At 47.6% G+C, this 17,916-nt stretch carries 21 protein-coding genes; 20 read left to right on the top strand and 1 reads right to left on the bottom strand.

The genetic code is table 11. The annotated features are described in order from the left end of the window. Positions 1 to 89 precede the first annotated feature (89 nt). The 13 genes from der to MKY97_RS18080 all read left to right on the top strand — a co-directional run bounded on the left by der (position 90) and on the right by MKY97_RS18080 (position 12,054). Positions 90 to 1,412: a ribosome biogenesis GTPase Der gene (der, locus tag MKY97_RS18140; protein ID WP_342551718.1), complete on the top strand. Its 1,323-nt coding sequence runs from the start codon at positions 90 to 92 to the stop codon at positions 1,410 to 1,412. 11 nt (positions 1,413 to 1,423) lie between these two features. After that, positions 1,424 to 2,047 carry a glycerol-3-phosphate 1-O-acyltransferase PlsY gene (gene plsY, locus MKY97_RS18135; protein ID WP_342551717.1) on the top strand — a complete coding sequence of 208 codons (624 nt, stop codon included), beginning with the start codon at positions 1,424 to 1,426 and terminating at the stop codon, positions 2,045 to 2,047. Beyond that, positions 2,040 to 3,080 carry an NAD(P)H-dependent glycerol-3-phosphate dehydrogenase gene (locus MKY97_RS18130; protein ID WP_342551716.1) on the top strand — a complete coding sequence of 347 codons (1,041 nt, stop codon included), beginning with the start codon at positions 2,040 to 2,042 and terminating at the stop codon, positions 3,078 to 3,080. The genes plsY and MKY97_RS18130 overlap by 8 nt, the downstream gene beginning before the upstream one ends. Positions 3,081 to 3,183: 103 nt before the next feature. Further along, the gene (locus MKY97_RS18125) at positions 3,184 to 3,459 is read left to right on the top strand and encodes a stage VI sporulation protein F (RefSeq protein WP_342551715.1); all 276 of its coding nucleotides are present in this window, start codon (positions 3,184 to 3,186) and stop codon (positions 3,457 to 3,459) included. A 174-nt stretch (positions 3,460 to 3,633) separates the two neighbouring features. After that, positions 3,634 to 3,813: a DUF2768 family protein gene (locus MKY97_RS18120; RefSeq protein WP_184187216.1), complete on the top strand. Its 180-nt coding sequence runs from the start codon at positions 3,634 to 3,636 to the stop codon at positions 3,811 to 3,813. Between the two features lie 83 nt (positions 3,814 to 3,896). After that, positions 3,897 to 4,532 (top strand): hypothetical protein, encoded by a 636-nt coding sequence (locus tag MKY97_RS18115; protein ID WP_342551714.1) that lies wholly within the window; start codon positions 3,897 to 3,899, stop codon positions 4,530 to 4,532. Further along, a complete protein-coding gene (locus MKY97_RS18110; protein ID WP_342556379.1) occupies positions 4,532 to 4,888 on the top strand; it encodes a 2Fe-2S iron-sulfur cluster-binding protein in 357 nt (118 codons plus the stop codon). Before MKY97_RS18115 ends, MKY97_RS18110 begins: the two co-directional genes overlap by 1 nt. Before the next feature lie 58 nt (positions 4,889 to 4,946). Further along, on the top strand, positions 4,947 to 5,753 hold the full coding sequence (locus MKY97_RS18105; protein ID WP_342551713.1) for a hypothetical protein: 807 nt from the start codon (positions 4,947 to 4,949) through the stop codon (positions 5,751 to 5,753). 441 nt (positions 5,754 to 6,194) lie between these two features. Beyond that, on the top strand, positions 6,195 to 7,673 hold the full coding sequence (gene spoIVA, locus MKY97_RS18100) for a stage IV sporulation protein A (protein WP_342551712.1): 1,479 nt from the start codon (positions 6,195 to 6,197) through the stop codon (positions 7,671 to 7,673). A gap of 219 nt (positions 7,674 to 7,892) precedes the next feature. After that, positions 7,893 to 8,990 carry a sugar ABC transporter substrate-binding protein gene (locus tag MKY97_RS18095; RefSeq protein WP_342551711.1) on the top strand — a complete coding sequence of 366 codons (1,098 nt, stop codon included), beginning with the start codon at positions 7,893 to 7,895 and terminating at the stop codon, positions 8,988 to 8,990. Positions 8,991 to 9,065: 75 nt separating this feature from the next. Next, positions 9,066 to 10,583 carry a sugar ABC transporter ATP-binding protein gene (locus MKY97_RS18090; protein ID WP_342551710.1) on the top strand — a complete coding sequence of 506 codons (1,518 nt, stop codon included), beginning with the start codon at positions 9,066 to 9,068 and terminating at the stop codon, positions 10,581 to 10,583. Next, a complete protein-coding gene (locus MKY97_RS18085; protein WP_342551709.1) occupies positions 10,580 to 11,566 on the top strand; it encodes an ABC transporter permease in 987 nt (328 codons plus the stop codon). Before MKY97_RS18090 ends, MKY97_RS18085 begins: the two co-directional genes overlap by 4 nt. Positions 11,567 to 11,781: 215 nt before the next feature. Then, on the top strand, positions 11,782 to 12,054 hold the full coding sequence (locus MKY97_RS18080) for an HU family DNA-binding protein (protein WP_090917341.1): 273 nt from the start codon (positions 11,782 to 11,784) through the stop codon (positions 12,052 to 12,054). Positions 12,055 to 12,140: 86 nt separating this feature from the next. Here the strand turns inward: MKY97_RS18080 and MKY97_RS18075 are convergent, their stop codons facing one another. Beyond that, the gene (locus MKY97_RS18075) at positions 12,141 to 12,302 is read right to left on the bottom strand and encodes a hypothetical protein (RefSeq protein ID WP_342551708.1); all 162 of its coding nucleotides are present in this window, start codon (positions 12,300 to 12,302) and stop codon (positions 12,141 to 12,143) included. A gap of 150 nt (positions 12,303 to 12,452) precedes the next feature. Here MKY97_RS18075 and mtrB point away from each other — a divergent pair, with 150 nt between their 5' ends. From mtrB to MKY97_RS18040, 7 genes are all read left to right on the top strand, one after another. Continuing rightward, complete coding sequence (gene mtrB, locus MKY97_RS18070) at positions 12,453 to 12,674, top strand: trp RNA-binding attenuation protein MtrB (protein WP_342551707.1); 222 nt, start codon at positions 12,453 to 12,455, stop codon at positions 12,672 to 12,674. A 186-nt stretch (positions 12,675 to 12,860) separates the two neighbouring features. After that, positions 12,861 to 13,406: a hypothetical protein gene (locus MKY97_RS18065; RefSeq protein ID WP_342551706.1), complete on the top strand. Its 546-nt coding sequence runs from the start codon at positions 12,861 to 12,863 to the stop codon at positions 13,404 to 13,406. Between the two features lie 108 nt (positions 13,407 to 13,514). Further along, a complete protein-coding gene (locus tag MKY97_RS18060) occupies positions 13,515 to 14,375 on the top strand; it encodes a heptaprenyl diphosphate synthase component 1 (protein ID WP_342551705.1) in 861 nt (286 codons plus the stop codon). 15 nt (positions 14,376 to 14,390) lie between these two features. Beyond that, the gene (locus MKY97_RS18055; protein WP_342551704.1) at positions 14,391 to 15,119 is read left to right on the top strand and encodes a demethylmenaquinone methyltransferase; all 729 of its coding nucleotides are present in this window, start codon (positions 14,391 to 14,393) and stop codon (positions 15,117 to 15,119) included. Continuing rightward, the gene (locus tag MKY97_RS18050; RefSeq protein WP_342551703.1) at positions 15,112 to 15,978 is read left to right on the top strand and encodes a UbiA-like polyprenyltransferase; all 867 of its coding nucleotides are present in this window, start codon (positions 15,112 to 15,114) and stop codon (positions 15,976 to 15,978) included. The genes MKY97_RS18055 and MKY97_RS18050 overlap by 8 nt, the downstream gene beginning before the upstream one ends. Before the next feature lie 2 nt (positions 15,979 to 15,980). Continuing rightward, positions 15,981 to 16,598 carry a flavin prenyltransferase UbiX gene (locus tag MKY97_RS18045; RefSeq protein WP_342551702.1) on the top strand — a complete coding sequence of 206 codons (618 nt, stop codon included), beginning with the start codon at positions 15,981 to 15,983 and terminating at the stop codon, positions 16,596 to 16,598. 301 nt (positions 16,599 to 16,899) lie between these two features. Then, positions 16,900 to 17,874, top strand: a complete 975-nt coding sequence (locus MKY97_RS18040; protein WP_342551701.1) for a polyprenyl synthetase family protein — start codon at positions 16,900 to 16,902, stop codon at positions 17,872 to 17,874. Positions 17,875 to 17,916 lie beyond the last annotated feature (42 nt).

The raw sequence follows: 17,916 nt of genomic DNA, 5'->3' as shown, positions 1-17,916 counted from the left end.
TTGCGAGAATTCCGTTATGAAACGTTAGCCAAGACATAGCTTTTTTGCTATGATGATTAACGTAAGTATGGACAGGAGGAGTGGAATGTATGGCAAGACCAGTTGTGGCAATTGTCGGCCGACCGAACGTGGGTAAATCCACCATTTTCAATCGGATTATTGGCGACAGACTGGCCATTGTGGAAGACAAACCGGGCATAACCCGCGACCGGATCTACGGAATCGGTGAATGGAACGGTAAAGCATTCAGTATTATTGATACAGGTGGTATCGAAATTGACGGCGAGGACGTCATTATGAAATCCATCCGCATGCAGGCAGAACTTGCGATTGAAGAGGCAGATGTTATTGTATTTATGTGTGACGCCAAAGCAGGTATTACACAGTCTGACGAAGAAGTCGCAGAGATGCTGTACCGCTCAGGCAAACCAATCGTTGTGGCTGTCAATAAAGTGGATAACATTGGACGCAGTGAGCTGATTTATGAGTTTTACGGCTTCGGTTTTGGTGATCCAATCGGGGTATCTGGCAGTCATGGTACAGGGATTGGCGATCTGCTCGATGCCATTGTGGAGAAATTACCTGAACTTGAGGAAGAGACATACGATGAAGATGTGATTCGTGTAGCTCTGATCGGACGCCCTAATGTAGGTAAATCTTCACTTGTAAACGCAATTCTGGGCGAGGAACGTGTTATTGTCAGTGACGTAGCTGGAACAACCCGTGATGCAATTGACACTCCTTTCGAAAAAGACGGGCAGCGCTATGTGCTGATTGACACAGCCGGTATGCGAAAGCGCGGTAAAGTATATGAAACAACAGAAAAATACAGCGTGATGCGTGCAATGCGTGCAATTGAGCGTGCCGATGTAGTCCTGATTGTCATTAACGGCGAAGAAGGCATCATTGAGCAGGACAAGCACATTGCAGGTTATGCGTTTGAAGCAGGTAAAGCTTCATTGTTTGTAGTGAATAAATGGGATATCGTGGATAAAACGGATAAAACGATGAAGGAATTTGAGACGAAAATTCGAGACCACTTCCTCTTCATGACGTATGCTCCGGTTGTATTCTTGTCCGCGCTCACAAAACAACGCTTACAAAAATTGCTGCCTGTGGTACAGCGCGTAGCAGAACAGCACTCGCTGCGGGTGCAGACACATCTGCTTAACGATGTAGTATCCGATGCGGTAGCCATTAATCCGCCGCCAACCGATAAAGGGCGGAGAATGAGAATTAACTATGTGACTCAGGTAGCGGTCAAACCGCCAACCATGGTCATTTTTGTAAACGACCCTGAATTGATGCACTTCTCGTATGAGCGCTACCTGGAGAATAAAATCCGTGCGGCGTTTGATTTTGAAGGCACACCAATTCGCATATTTACTCGGAGGAAGTCCGACGAAGGTTAGGGGAGAAGTTTGTGATTTTATCAATCGCAGCGATCGTACTGAGCTATCTGCTTGGTTCGATCAGCTTTAGTGTTCTTCTTGCAAAAGCAATACGGGGGATTGATATACGTCAGCATGGGAGCGGAAATGCAGGAGCAACGAATACCCTGCGTATACTGGGTAAAGGGCCGGCTGCTGCCGTTCTGCTGCTTGATGTAATCAAAGGTGTTGCTGCAGTATGGATTGGCATATGGTTAAGTGACGGGTCTCCGTGGATTGCTGCATTCAGTGGTATCGCTGCCATAGCAGGTCATAACTGGCCGCTCTATTTCCATTTCCGGGGAGGAAAAGGTATTGCGACCGCGATTGGTGTAATGGCAAGCCTGGCTTTCCTACCTGCGCTGTGTGCCGGAGTTTTGGCGATACTGTCCATCGTTCTGACACGTTATGTTTCGCTTGGTTCTTTAATTTTTGTCGCTTTGACTCCTGTTTTCATTCTGACCCTGCCTGGATATTCGATGAGTATTTTCTGGGGCAGTCTGATTATTTGTCTGTTTGCATTCTGGAGACATCGCACGAACATTGTGAAGCTCGCCAAAGGACAGGAAAATAAATTGGGATCGAAGAACCCTGGAGGGGGGAAACGCGTTGTCTAAAAAAGTTGCTGTACTGGTTGCAGGCAGCTGGGGAACAGCACTCGCCAGTGTTCTCGCCGCAAACGAACTGGATGTAGTAATGTGGACACGTAGTGAAGAACAGGCCGCTGAGATTAATACACAGCATACCAATGCACGTTACCTTCCTGGTGCAGAGCTGTCTTCCCGTATTCGGGCAACGAGTGATATGGAAGCGGCAGTTGCAGGTGCAGCCGCTGTTTTAATTGTCGCGCCTTCGTCTGCGATGCGTGCGGTCACGCACCAGTTCAAACCTTTTTATACACCCGATATGCTGATTATTCATGCTACCAAAGGTTTCGAGACGGAAAGTCTGAAACGGATGTCTACGGTGATCGCTGAAGAGCTTGAATGCGAAGAAGGACGGATCGTGGTGCTGTCGGGTCCAAGTCATGCCGAAGAAGTAGTGAAGCGCTGTCCAACAACTGTAGTTGTGGCCTCACTGGATAAATCTACCGCCGAGGCCGTTCAGGGATTGTTTATGAATGCCTATTTTCGTGTGTATACCAATCGGGATATGCTTGGAGTTGAGTTGGCCGGAGCTTTCAAAAATATCATTGCGCTAGGGGCGGGGATGTCAGATGGTCTTCAATTTGGAGACAACGCCAAAGCAGCTCTGTTAACTCGTGGACTTGCCGAGATTACACGTATCGGTGTAGAAATGGGGGCCAATCCGTTAACATTTTCCGGACTGGCGGGGATCGGTGATCTGGTTGTAACAGCGACAAGTCAGCACAGCCGGAACTGGAGAGCAGGTTCCATGCTGGGACAGGGACAGAAGCTGGACGATGTGCTTCAATCCATGGGCATGGTTGTTGAAGGGATTCGCACCACACAGGCTGCCTATTTTATTTCTCAGAAAACCGGTGTTCAAATGCCGATCGCAGATCAACTGTATCATGTATTATTCCTGAACAGAGAGCCGCGAGCCGCGGTTGAAGCTTTAATGGGGCGCGACCCCAAAACCGAGATGGAAGTGATGAAGCTCGAAACATGGGAGCAGTGGCACTCCTGAACGGATTGTTCCGATGGCCTGTCTTAAAATGATGAAGCTTATTCACCTTTTCCGCAGCAGACTCATATGATACACATGAGCATTGCCGGAGGAGGGGAGACGAATGGGCAGCAACATTTCGAAAGATGCGCTGAAAGCAATTAACAAAAAAACGGGCAAAACGATCACTGAAGGTGCAGTCAAGAAACTGGCCAGCACCGTGAAACCAACAACGATGCAGAATGAGGCTCAGCTTCGCCAGTTGATCAAACAAGTATCCGCTATGGCAAAAATACCGGTATCTGAGGATACGGTTCAGGATATTGTGAGTGCAGTCAAGAAAAGCGGACTGAATCCAAGCAATATGGAGTCGTTAATGAAGATGATGATGAAAAAATAATAGAGATCCCACCTGTTTACACGAGGATCGAGCTTAAACAAAGAGCAAGCCAGCAGATGCTGGCTTGCTTTTTTGTCGTTTTACTGGAAAAATGCGCCCGATTTCATGTTATAATGATTGCAATTGTCACAAAGTCAGTGATGAATATCGGACCGAAAGGGAGACTGTTGGTTTATGAGCGCGATGGACAAGATGTGGCTGTCATTGGTGGCCATCCTCATTATGGGATTATCTGTATTTTTAATTACATTTGCCCGTGCCAAGACAAAGGGGTTGGTACGGGGCATTCTTTCCATTATTGCATTTTTAATTATGCTCATCGGCTTTTTCGGTGGAATTGCTTCTCTGACTTAGATTTCCAACCGAGAGAGAACATCCGCATAAGCGCATCATAAGAACGGACACAATGAAAAGACGGATGGGAGGAGTGTATGCCTATGGGATCGCATGAGACGGAGGGCTGGACGGCGCGTTATCCTGAATTAGAAGCGGCACTGCTGGAAACGGCCAGAGCGTGGAGCAATCAACCGTACACCTGGCTGTTGGGAGGAAGCTGCGGCCTTCTGCTTCAAGGTGTGGAATTGCAGCAAGCGCCGCGGGATATCGATGTGTATGCAGATATTGCAGCAGCCAAAGCGCTGCATCGCTGTGCTCCCGGAAGGAAGCTGGACGAGCCTGCGGTAGACAAAACAGGACCTTATGCTTCTCTGCTCAGTCATTACCAGGTAGGTGAATGTTCACTGGAACTGGTTGGCGGTTTTGAAGTATGGGCGCGGCAAAGCTGGTATCGTACACAGATTGAACAGGTGCTTGCTCCCTATGCATATGAAGCTCAAGTGGATTCATATCGACTGCGGTTGATGCCGCTTGGGCATGAATTGTTATTTAACCTACTGCGTGGACGCGAAGATCGATATGTACCCATATCGCTTCGAATACGTCAAGAGCCGGAACTTCACCAGCCTGTAATGGCTGCAATGAGCCAGCATAACATATGGACTTCCCGCTTCAGATCAGAAGTTGAAGAGCTGGTGGGTTTTACGTGGTCTGAGGAAATCAGGGAGGATCGATGATGCAGGAAGTAGTTACATTTTTACCCATGAACAAATCTGTCAAAGTGCAGTCAGGAACGACCATTCTGCAAGCTGCACGGCGGGCCGGGATTCGAATACCTACCCGATGTGATGGTAAGGCAGCATGTCTGATGTGCAAAGTGAACGTGGGGCAGGACGAGATGCATGCACTGCTCCCTCCTTCAGAACCTGAAAAGAGAAAGCTGGGACATCTGATTGAAGCGGGAACAAGACTATCGTGTCAGGCTAAAGTGCGTGGAGAGTTAAAGGTACATATTCCGGAAGATCCGCTTAAAGCGGCCATTCGGAAACAGCTTGAGCGTCAGCAGCAGGATGAAGACGACTGGTTTTCATAATGTCCGGGAGCTGACCGGGGCCTCTAATTCATGTTTGTTCATTTCAAGGAGGACGCGAATGATTAACAAGATTAGAAAAAAGGTTGAATTAAAACTCCGAACACGTTTGATGCACCGGGTGCAGTGCGTGATTATAATGCTGCTGTTGAGCATTACAACAAGCGGCTGTCTGTACCCCGATCAGGGCGGTACCAATCCCAAAACGGCCTATCGCGAAAGTGTGAACCGAATACAGAGTGCGATGGAAGCATTCCAAAAGGATGAAGGTATTCTGCCTATTCTGAATGCAGACGCAGATACGCCGAAGTATGAAAAGTTCAGAATTGATCTTCCTAAATTGAAGCAGCGGGGGTATCTCGATGAAATACCGGGAACCGCTTTTGAAAGTGGTGGGAGCGCTTACTTCCTCGTGCAAAATGAAGAAATTAAGCCAACCGTGAAAGTAATGGATCTCCCGACTGTACAGAAGGTAAATGACGTGCAGCGCATGGTTAATCAATACAAGTCCGCACATAATCAGAAGCTTCCTGCAGGCGAAGAGCTGTACCCTGGACTATATGCAGTGGATATGAATTTGGCTGCGCAGGCCGGTTCTCCACCGATTACCCTGAACAGTGTCTATTCAGGCCAGGAGCTGCCTTTTATGATGGATGCACAGGGAACCGTTTATGTAGATTATGCTTTTGATATTATGCAGGCACTGGAAAAAACCGATGGCTCATCGGATGCACAGACTGTACAAGATGAACAAGATCGCGGAGATTTACGCAGCCATTTGGCTGCACAGTCGTATTTTGTGCCTGTCAAATCGGTGCCTTATAGGTTGGAGAATAATACACCCACTGCCCAAGCTGTTCAGAACTAAATTATGCAGATGAGACATTCCGTGATCCGCGGGATGTCCTTTTTATGTTGAAGAAGAAAAAGGAGTAAGAGAATGAAGAGGATAAGGAAAGTAGAGAGTGTGTGTCATAAACAGAGGATCGTGCACATAAAGTAGAATGAAATAAAGACGCGCAGTCCGGGATCGGGGGATGCACCTAATGTCACCATCATGAGATAAAAAAACAAAAAAACACGTCATATTGCCGCATACGGATACATAAGATGATACTAGTCCAATTGCATGTACGAGTTAACGCCGCTCTCGCCGGTTTCATCAGAATGCAACGTTCGGCGGCGGACGACTTCCGGGCACTCACAAAGGCGGCTCTACCGTTGCAGGGATTTCAGTCTTCTGATTGAAAAAACGAAGCGGATGCTCTTTAGCATTTTTCCTTCGGAGTAATTTAAGGAGGGGATTTCATTGGAGAAAGTGGACATTTTTAAGGACATAGCTGAGCGGACCGGAGGGGATATCTATCTCGGGGTTGTCGGCGCAGTCCGGACGGGGAAATCAACATTTATTAAACGATTCATGGAAACGATCGTACTTCCGAACATCACCAGCGAAGCAGATCGTGCCCGTGCAGTGGATGAACTTCCACAGAGTGCAGCAGGTAAAACGATCATGACAACCGAGCCCAAATTCGTACCGAACAACGCAGTCCAGATCAAAGTGGCTGAAGGGCTGGATGTTAATGTTCGTTTGGTCGATTGTGTAGGTTACGCGGTGGAAGGTGCCAAGGGATACGAGGATGAAAATGGTCCGCGTATGATCTCCACACCTTGGTTCGAAGAGCCGATTCCTTTTCAGGAAGCGGCCGAGATTGGTACACGCAAAGTGATACAGGAGCATTCCACGCTTGGCGTTGTCGTTACAACAGACGGCACAATCGCCGAGATCGCCCGCAGTTCCTATGTAGAGTCCGAAGAGCGAGTAATTGCAGAGTTGAAAGAAGTGGGCAAACCGTTTGTCCTCGTAATCAACTCTACACGCCCTCGCAGTGAAGAAGCACTGCAGCTTCGGAGTGAACTCGCAGCCAAATACGACATCCCGGTAATGACTCTCAGTGCGGCCACGATGACCGAAGATGATGTCACAGGTGTACTTCGTGAGGTATTGTATGAGTTCCCTGTACATGAAGTGAATGTGAACCTGCCGAGCTGGGTTATGGTGCTGAATGATACGCACTGGCTTCGCAGCAACTATGAAAATTCGGTGCGGGACACGGTAAAAGATATTCGCAGACTGCGCGACGTGGATCGTGTCGTGTCACAATTCATGGAATATGAATTCATAGATCGCGCGGGTCTGAGCGGCATGAATATGGGCCAGGGTGTAGCGGAGATTGATCTCTATGCACCGGATGAGCTGTATGACCAGATTCTCGTGGAAGTTGTCGGCATCGAAATCAGGGGCAAGGATCATCTGCTGCAGCTTATGCAGGAGTTCTCACATGCGAAGAGAGAGTATGACCGCTTTGCCGAGGCGCTGGAGATGGTCAAAACGACGGGATACGGCATAGCTGCACCATCCCTTGCCGAGATGGCACTCGATGAACCGGAACTGATTCGTCAAGGCACGAAATTCGGTGTCCGCCTGAAAGCGACCGCACCGTCCATCCACATGATTCGTGTCGATGTGGAGTCGGAATTTGCGCCGATTATCGGTACGGAGAAGCAGAGCGAGGAACTGGTCAGATATCTGATGCAGGACTTCGAGAACGATCCAATCAAGGTATGGGATTCAGATATGTTTGGCCGCTCGTTACACTCCATTGTGCGTGAAGGTATTCAAGGTAAAATTGCCATGATGCCGGACAATGCCAGGTATAAACTGCAGGAGACGCTGGGACGAATTATCAACGAAGGATCAGGCGGTTTAATCGCCATCATACTTTAATCTTTCAAAAGACCGTGAGACATGATCTCATGGTCTTTTTCTTTGCCGTTATTGCTTGAATATGGATGAAATGGATGGAGAGATGAAATGTTTTTAAGAAATGTAGTGTGTTTCAGCTTTAAATCACTAAAACCTATTTACATACTTGGGATTAGCCGTTATATTAATATTCAACTATTGTGATTGAACTCACAGCGAGGGAAGCAGGGGGAGAATGAGATGAAGAAAACAAGTTCAAAATGGGTGTGGATGAGCGTATTACTGATACTTACACTGGCACTGTCAGCCTGCGGAATTAAAAAAGAACCCGCTCCATCAGCTGCTTCAGGATCTGCAGGTGAAACTCCGAAGACGGAGGCGGTCACAGGGCCTTTGAGTGGTAAACGGGTTGCACTGATTATGGAATTCAATACAGGAACCTTTTCCCAGCAGTATGTACAGGGGGTAAAAGAGGAGATTGCCAAATTCGGCGGTGAACTTACTACCTTTGTTGCGGATAATGATAAAGCGAAAATGGTCTCTCTGCTCGACAGTGCCATTAACCAGAAATTTGATGTGATTCTGACCGACCACGGTGACTCGCTTCTGGAGCCTGGAGTGAAAAAAGCGGTTGAGCAGAAGATTCCAGTGGTTGTATTTGATGCAGCCATCAGTGTGCCCGGAGCTACAGTGCTGTCGCAAGACGACCAGAAAATGGCCGAGCTGACGCTTGAACAAATGAAAAAAAATATTAATGGCAAAGGAAATATTGTGAAAGTGTGGGTCGCGGGATTTGCCCCGATGGAGCGTCGTCAGATTGCATATGGTGCATTCCTGAAAGCCAATCCGGATATTAAGGAAATTGCTTCATTCGGTTCTGCTCAGAATCCAGCGCTGGACACGCAGGCGAAAATGGAGGCGATTCTTAAACAATATCCGAAAGGTGAAATTACTGCGGTCTGGGCTGCATGGGACGAGTTTGCCAAAGGTGCAGCGCGTGCGATTCAGCAAGCCGGGCGTGATGAGATCAAGGTATATGGTATCGATATGAGTGACGAAGATCTGCAAATGATTCAGGACCCGAACAATCCTTGGACAGCTTCCGCGGCTGTTGATCCAACAGATATTGGTCGTGTTCAAGTACGATATGCATACCAGAAACTGAACGGAGATCAAACCGAAGACGCGGTTGTCCTTGAGCCTGTATATGTGCAGCGTGAGGCGCTGCCAGACAAACAAATCTCTACGTCAGAGCTGTCCGAGTATGTCCAGGGGTGGGGAGGCAGTACACAGGGGATTAAAGACTGGATGAGCGCATACGGAATTACGGCAAAGTAAGCAGCGCTGCAGGCACGCCGCAAGGCGTGCTTTTTTATAAGAAAGCAGGCAGTACAGCTGATTGGAGGCAACCCTATGAAGGACCCGATTACACTGGATATGGAGCATATTCATAAACAGTTCTCAGGCATAGCCGCTCTGAAGGACGTACATTTTTCAGTAAAAGGTGGAGAGATCCATGCGCTCCTTGGGGCTAACGGAGCTGGTAAAAGTACATTGATGAAAATCTTATCAGGCGCATATCAGCTGGATAAAGGTACCGTTCAACTCAATGGTTACAAGCTCAACCTTAGTTCTCCCAGAGAAGCAAAGGAAAGCGGTATCCATTGTGTATATCAGGAGGTGGATGCTGCACTTGTACCGCAGCTTACAGCTGCCGAGAATATTATGCTTGATCAGTTAGCATCATCTGACGGCGGGTGGTGGAAAAGTCCAAAAGCGCTGCAGCAGCGTGCGAAGGAAGCCTTAGCACAGCTGGGGGCGGACAGCATTTCAGTTCACCGTAAAGTCGCCGATCTGACACTGGCAGAGAAGCAGATGATTCTGCTTGCACGTATCCTGATTCAGGATGCCAAAGTGATTATATTTGATGAGCCGACGGCACCTTTGAGCCAGGAGGAGACAGACGCGTTCTTTCGAATCGTACATCTTCTTAAGGAGCGCGGAGCTGCCTGTATTTTCATTACCCATCGTCTTGCAGAAGTGACAAGTCACTGTGACAGGGTTACGGTCATGAGAGACGGCCGTCATGTGTTTACAGGTGAAACAAGTGGACTTTCACTGAATGATCTGGTTACACAGATGCTGGGCAAACCGTTTGAAGAAGAGTTTCCGAAGATTGAAGCCTCCGTGGGTGACCTGCTGCTGGAGGCACGAGGCCTTCGACGAGGAGTTAAGGTAAAGGGTATTGATCTTGAAGTTCACCGCGGTGAGGTGCTTGCAGTGGTAGGACTGGTAGGTGCTGGGAAAACGGAATGTTCCCGCCTTCTGATTGGTGCTGACCCTATGGAGGCAGGCGAAATTCGGCTGCACGGCCGTCATATCCGTCTAAACCAGCCTGCCGATGCAGCGGTTTTGGGTATCGTTTCTGTGCCAGAGGAGCGGCGTAAACAAGGGATTTTAATTCATGAAAATGTCGAACGTAATTTGAGTTTGCCCCTGCTCTCGCGTCTTAGTAGATTTGGATTTGTTAACCGTAAGCGTGAGCGGCAGCATGCAGATTCACTCGTAAAGCAGCTGGGCATCAAAACCTCGTCTGTGAAGCAGGAAGTGAAATATTTGAGCGGCGGAAACCAGCAGAAAGTTGCGATTGGCAAATGGCTGGACACTGGAGCGGATGTATTTATTTTTGACGAGCCTACGAAAGGTGTAGATATCGGGGCGAAAAGTGACATTTTCCGCATCATCAATGAGCTGGCACTGGCAGGTAAAGCGGTCATCTATTTCACTTGTGAGCTGGATGAAGGGATGGGGATCGGAGACCGGATTGCGGTCATGTGTGAAGGAGTTATTGCAAAAGAATTCAAGCGAGGCGAGACGAACCAAGAACAGCTGCTTTACTATGCAAGCGGTGGACGAGAGGTGGAAGCATGAAGGATAAATCACTGGATTTTGCGTTCCGCTACGGAGCCATTATTGTCATCATAGGTGTTATAGCTTTTTTCGGTATAAGACTGCCCTATTTTTTCACGTACAGCAATTTGACTGATATTTTAGGTTCAATCTCGATTGTAACATTCGTAGCGATCGGTGTTACGTTATCTCTCATAGTGGATGGGTTTGATCTTTCAGTAGGTGCAACCGTCTCCCTGACAACCGTGGTTACGGCATCGCTTATGATCTGGTATCAGCAGCCTTTGGCCGTCGTGATCATTGTGCCGTTAATTATCGGGGCTGTCATTGGTTTGCTGAATGCCCTTCTCATCGTTAAACTACGTATCCCTGATCTGCTGGCTACGCTTGCAACGATGTACATCATCGGAGGCATTCATAAAACCTATGCTCAGGGCTATACGATATACAACCATATGCAGTTTCCGGACGGGAGCAAGGCTGCTGGTGAGATGGACCCGACTTTTTTGCAGCTGGGACAGGGGAAGTGGCTTGGCATGCCGATCTCGGTAATTCTGCTGCTTGCTGCTGTCATTGGTGTTCATATCTTTTTGACATACACGAAATATGGACGGCAGATGTATATTACAGGGGGAAATGAAGAAGCTGCCCGGCTTTCCGGAATCAAGGTGAAAAAGGTACGTACGCTTGCTTATGTGGCAGCGGGAGTGTTCGCAGCGATCGGAGGAATCATCTATGCTTCCAAAGTTGGATCTGGACAGATCGATGCTGGATCTCCGTTGTTAATGGAGTCAGTAGCCGCAGTATTTGTGGGTTTCTCCGTCTTTGGTGCGGGAAAACCGAATGTCATCGGTACCTTTATTGGTTCTGTGCTGATCGGTGTACTGGTCAATGGTTTGACCATGATGAATGTCCAGTATTTTACACATGATATAGTCAAAGGTGGAGTGCTTGTGCTGGCTTTGGCGGTCACATTTTATGTTTTAAACCGCAACCGCACTTGAAATTGTGTGCTGTCTGTATTAGTATAAAATTTGTTCGGCGTCAGAAACACCCGTGGTTTCTGGCGGTATTTGCCGGAAATGACTGTTAACCGCGGATGGAGATGGATGTTCATCGCTCAAAATGTTCAACGTTTTTTTGTGTATGAACGTATATTTCCTTATAAAACGGAAACACAGTATAACATTCAGGACATTGATTCAGGAGGTGAAAACAAATGAACAAATCAGACTTGATTACTCACGTATCCGAAGCTACTGAATTGTCCAAAAAGGATGTAACGAAAGCGGTTGATGCCGTATTCGAAGCAATCTCTGAGGCTCTTCAAAACGGAGACAAAGTGCAATTGGTTGGTTTTGGGAACTTCGAAGTTCGCGAGCGCTCTGCACGTAAAGGACGCAACCCGCAAACAGGTGAAGAAATCGAAATTCCTGCGAGCAAAATTCCTGCGTTCAAACCAGGTAAAGCGCTCAAAGACGGAATTAAATAAGATTTCTACATATTCCATATGTCAACAAAAAGACCGTGACTTGTTCACGGCCTTTTCTTTTGCATACAAACAGGTAATGCTTCGCTTTAATGCTCAGATTCAGGCTCTCCATTTCTTCCCGATCGTTCCGACTGTTCACTGTAGGCAATCAAGATTAGTTCTTTGCCTGTAACGTCAGACAGATGCTGTTCAATCTTCTGCAACTGGTAAATATGCTCGTCTGTGAGTGCAGCGGGGAGGTATTTCATGCAGGTGCTCCTTTCCTTGGTCTGTCCTGTTCTAGTATGACCTGTGAATCCTCTTTTCTTGCGGTCTGCTGCCTGCTGGACGCTGGTTGACAAATAGGACAATCTTGATCATCATTAATGCTAAGCAATCTAGAAAAGGGGACGTGCGCGATGGATCAATCAACGGGCAGTGACTATATCGTAATTAAAGCAGAAGAAAATGGTGTTCAGGTGATCGGTTTAACCCGAGGACAGGACACTCGCTTTCACCATACCGAAAAGCTCGATAAAGGCGAGGTGATGATTGCCCAGTTTACAACACACACCTCTGCCATTAAAATTCGTGGGAAAGCAACACTGATCACGAAGCATGGAGAGATTGAATCGGACTAGTCCAAGATCGGTGAATCAAGTATTAATGCAGGTAAACGGTAAATGAAAGAGCTTGACTAGGTATAGTCAAGCCTGGGAACGGAGTAAATAAAAATTGCAGGCATAGCCTGCTTTTTTTCATTGTACAATGAGGTATGAGCCTTTACCGGACAGACTACACTAACAGGTAAAGGCAGGGAGGCGCATATGAAACCCGGAATGATTGTGACTGCATCGATGCTGACAACGATTGCGGCAGTGGTCCTGCTTGTGGTTTTTCAGAGCTTGCATACACGTACATGGGGCGGAGATCGTGCAGAGCCGGTCACGGCTTCCCATCAGCCAATTCAGTTGACAAACGATAATCTGGTTGATGTGCTGAGTTCTCTTCATATGTCAACGCCGATCGCCAGAGTAGAATGGAAACAGTCCATCTTGACGCTGGACCTCAAAGTAAAAGGAACGAATACCAGCTACACTGAAATATATGAAAATATGGCTGCTGTCGTTGATCTCAGTTTTCGGAGTGTAGACAATGTGGAGCAGGTGCTGCTTCGAGTCATGGCTGAAGATGAATGGATGCATAAGCGTCATCTGCTTCTTGCAGCAGATATTCGGCGAGGTGAGTGGCCCATGTATGCTGTCGACATGCTCCGCACCTGGAAAAGCACTGCTTTTTCAGAGGAATTAAAGGACTGGTTTCATCTGATGCAGACGGAACTGTGGAAGAAGCAGTTCGAAATGACAAGTTAGGGGTAATCAAATAGCAGGATTCAGTGCGTGTCCGGGAAACATATGCTATAATATATAAGATTGTAGTGCAGGAAATGGTTTAACAAAGCAAAGCCTCGGAGGATGAGAATGAATTCATATCGCGTACCCCAACTAGCAAAGAAATATACGGATTACGACATGATTCGACAACATACGGAAATCCCGTCATTTCCGGATAGCCGGGCGCGTCTGTTACAGGTATTTGTGGGCCGTACAGACGAAAAGGGGCATCAGGAGCTGTACGCTTTAGCGACCTCGCTCGTTCAGTTGGCTATGGATACGCATGATCGAATCGATACGATATCCGGTGATCGGGGAGAACAAGAGATGCGCTCACGCCAGTTGAATGTTCTCGCTGGAGATTATCTGAGCAGCCGCTTCTACCAATTGCTCGCTCACGCAGGCAAAATTGAGATGATCGGCAAGCTCAGCGGTGCTGTTTCAGAAGTGAACGCACGCAAGATGACGCTGTATGAACGGATGAAAAAGCTTCTCGTTTCGGCTGATGAATATTTGCGTGAAACGGTACAGCTGAGAATGCAGCTGTTTCTTTCATTTACAGACATGATCCCTGATAGGGATAAGCCGCTGTGGAACAGTTTGTTGACCGAATTCAGCACTTGCGAAACGATTGCAGCAGAGTTGAATCGAATGCGTGACGAGCAGCAGCTCCTTCACAGCTATGCGTTCTGGCATATTTATGAGTACGGCAATGATGAGGAACGCAGTCACCTGCGTCAAATGAAGATTGAATTGCGTGCGTGGAATGCTGTGGTGCTTAAGTACAGTGTGAACGAAGTGCTGCTGGACAAGCTGCGCGAGAGTATACACCGCATTCAGCTTATGCTGCATGAGGGAGGTCATCAAGACGTGCAGGAGATGGATGCAATTCTTGAGCCTTACCTGACCTATGTGCAGCCTTCACATGCGGTAGTAAGGGAAGATTGAGGGGGAGACAGACGAATGGGTAGCGGAGAGACCAAACCGAAAGAAGAATTTGTCCATTCGGTTTTTCAGAGTATAGCCGGCAAGTATGACGTCATGAATGATATTCTGAGTTTCCGCAGGCATAAGGCATGGCGCAAATTCACGATGAAAAAGATGAATATGTCCAAGGGTGATACGGGACTGGATTTGTGCTGCGGCACATGTGACTGGACACTCGCTATGGCCGAAGCAAGTGAAACGGGGCACATGCACGGACTGGATTTCAGCAGCAATATGCTGGAAGTAGGTCAGAACAAAATTGATGCGGTGAATCGTTCAAAGCAGATCACTCTTGTTCAAGGCAACGCGATGTCACTGCCTTTCGAAGACAATTCGTTTGATTATGTCACGATTGGATTCGGATTACGCAATGTACCGGACCTCAGACAGGTATTATCTGAAATGAAACGTGTTGTGAAACCCGGCGGTATGGTGGTCTGCCTGGAATTATCGAAACCGACCTGGCAGCCGTTTAAAGGGATTTATTATTTTTATTTTGAGCATATGCTGCCGAATATGGCCAAATTGTTTGCCAAACGTTATGAGCAGTACAAGTGGCTGCCGGACTCTCTGGCACTTTTCCCGGGGAGAAAGGAACTGGCGGACATTTTTGTTGAAACCGGATTGCAGCAGGTGCAGGCCTATCCTCTAACCGGAGGCATCGCGGCACTGCATATTGGAACCAAGGAGAATCAGAATGTTTAGGAAAATTCGCATCTTTTTAGAAATGATCAAGATTGAACATACGCTTTTCGCGTTACCTTTTGCATTTATGGGCGCTATTTTGGGGTCCATGGTGGTGAACAATACCTTCCCGAGCTGGATGCAGATTATGTGGGTGCTGCTTGCCATGGTTGGGGCACGAAGTGCAGCTTTTGGTCTGAACCGGATTATCGACCAAGCAATTGATGCTAAAAATCCGCGTACTGCCATGAGAGCTATTCCGGCAGGTTTGTTGAAGAATGGCGAGGTTATTATTTTCATCATCGTTTCGTTTATTTTACTATTCTGGGCATCATCCAATCTTAATGTATTATCGATGCAGCTGCTGCCGATTGCGGTCTTCATGCTGGTGCTTTATTCCTACACCAAACGTTTCACATGGCTCTGTCACGTCGTGCTGGGGATGACGATCGGTCTTGCTCCACTTGGAGGATGGGTAGCCGTAACCGGAACGATGGATTGGACAGCGATCGTGCTGTACGTTACGATTGTATTCTGGACAGCAGGTTTTGATATTATTTATGCTTGTCAGGATCTGGAGTTTGATCAGGGGGAGGGTCTGCACTCCATTCCATCCCGTTTCGGGCTTGTGAAGTCATTGCAGATCGCCAAGTTTTTCCACATCATCACCGCTGTTGGTTTTCTTGCATTGTTGTTAATGACGGATCTGAGCTGGTGGTACGGTGCCGGGATGCTCATTACGTACGGCATTTTGCTTTACGAACACTATATTGTATCTCCTAACGATATGAGCCGTGTACAGACGGCATTCTTTACGATGAACAGCGTTCTGAGTCTGGTCGTATTTACGTTTACACTTATTGATCTGGCGGTGAAATAAAGATGCAGCAGCCGGAAAATAAACGACTTGTTGTCGGAATTACCGGAGCGAGCGGCAGCATATACGGCATCCGATTGATTGAAACGCTGCTTGATCTGGAATACAGCGTTCATTTGGTTATCTCTAATGCAGGCTGGCGTGTGCTTAAAGAGGAAATGGACTGGGATGTGACAAATCGGGAGAGCATACTTCAAGAGAAATTTGGTCACCGCGCTGGCTCTTTAATTTATCATCCCGTTAGTGATATAGGTGCTTCAATTGCAAGCGGATCTTACTTGGCTGAAGGCATGATTATCATGCCGTGCTCCATGGGCACGCTTTCTTCCATTGCTAACGGATCTTCAGACAATCTGATGTCACGTGCGGCGGATGTCATGATGAAAGAGGGAAGGACGTTAATTCTCGTGCCGCGTGAGACGCCACTGCATGCGATTCATCTGGAAAACATGCTGAAGCTCTCGCGACTGGGTGTGCGAATGATTCCGGCCATGCCTGCTTTTTATTATAAACCTGAGAGTATGGAAGATTTAATTTTGTTTTTGGTGGGTAAAGTGCTGGATAGTTTGCGCATCCCACACCAATTGTTTACAAGATGGGGAGAACCGGATCAACGGGGATAACGCCAAGCGTTATTCCCTGCTTACCGGGGTGTCGGTGAGAACTGATGGCAGGGTAAGGGTGTCCACGGTCTTGACCCATGCTCCGGCAGCTTCTGTACTTTTTGATTCAGAACTGGTCGCAGCGTTTAAATCTCGAATGTCGGCGCTGGCATTCGGAAGGATAATATGATAGACGCTGGAGAAGAACACAAGCAGGAACGGCAGGCCGGGGGCGAGCGTTTTTGCCTGCAGGCTCGGGCTTGCTGGAGGGGAAGGTAAGCATGGAATTTTGGACTGACAATACGCTGACACGGGTGAACGAATGAAACTATTGGACATTTTCGGGTTGTTAAAAAAGGACATGGATTACATTGAAAAAGAACTGTATCGCAGTGTTCAAGGCGAACAAAAACTGCTGAGTGAAACTTCACTTCATCTGCTCAAGGCTGGGGGGAAACGACTGCGGCCTGTTTTTGTGCTTTTAGGCGGAAAATTTGGTACATACGATATTGAGCGGCTTAAACTTGTAGCCGTACCTCTGGAACTTATTCATTCTGCATCGCTCGTTCATGATGATGTTATTGATAATGCCGAGACTCGCCGGGGCAAACCTACCGTCAAGTCAAAATGGGACAATCGGATCGCGATGTATACAGGAGACTACATTTACGGCAAAGCCTTGGAGATGACTTCCGGGTTGTCTGAACCGGCGATTCACCGTATTCTTGCCAAAGCGATGGTGCAAATGTCCATCGGAGAGATGGAGCAGATTCGCGACTTTTTTAATACAGGACAGAGTGTGCGTAATTATCTGCTGCGCATCAGGCGTAAAACAGCACTTCTGATTGCGGTAAGCTGTCAGTTGGGAGCGCTGGCGACACGTGCGCCTGAGCATATCTCATCTCTGCTCTACACGTATGGATATAACGTTGGAATGGCTTTTCAGATTCAGGATGATGTGCTCGATTTGGTAGGTACCGAGAAACAGCTGGGCAAGCCTCCCGGCAGTGATATGAAACAGGGCAACATTACACTTCCTGTGCTGTACGCGCTTAGAGAAGAACATCTGCGTGAGCCGCTGCTCAAGGAAATTTCCCGTGTGCATCATGAAGAGGGACGGGCGAGTGCATCGGATGCGATTGGAATGATTCGCCAAAGTCAAGGAATTGCTAAAGCGGAAGCCCTGGCTGACCGATATATGAAGAAAGCGCTCGATGCTCTCGATCAGCTGCCAAACATCAAGACAACCAAAAATCTGCGAGACATTGCCCATTTTGTCGTTAAACGTACCCATTAGAGGCGCGGTTTGACGTTCACAACTTAGCTGAACAGTAAAATT

The sequence above is a fragment of the Paenibacillus sp. FSL R7-0652 genome, assembly GCF_038595045.1.
GTDB lineage: Bacteria > Bacillota > Bacilli > Paenibacillales > Paenibacillaceae > Paenibacillus.
Note: the sequence above shows the minus strand (reverse complement) of the source record. Positions and strands in the feature narration are given on the sequence as shown.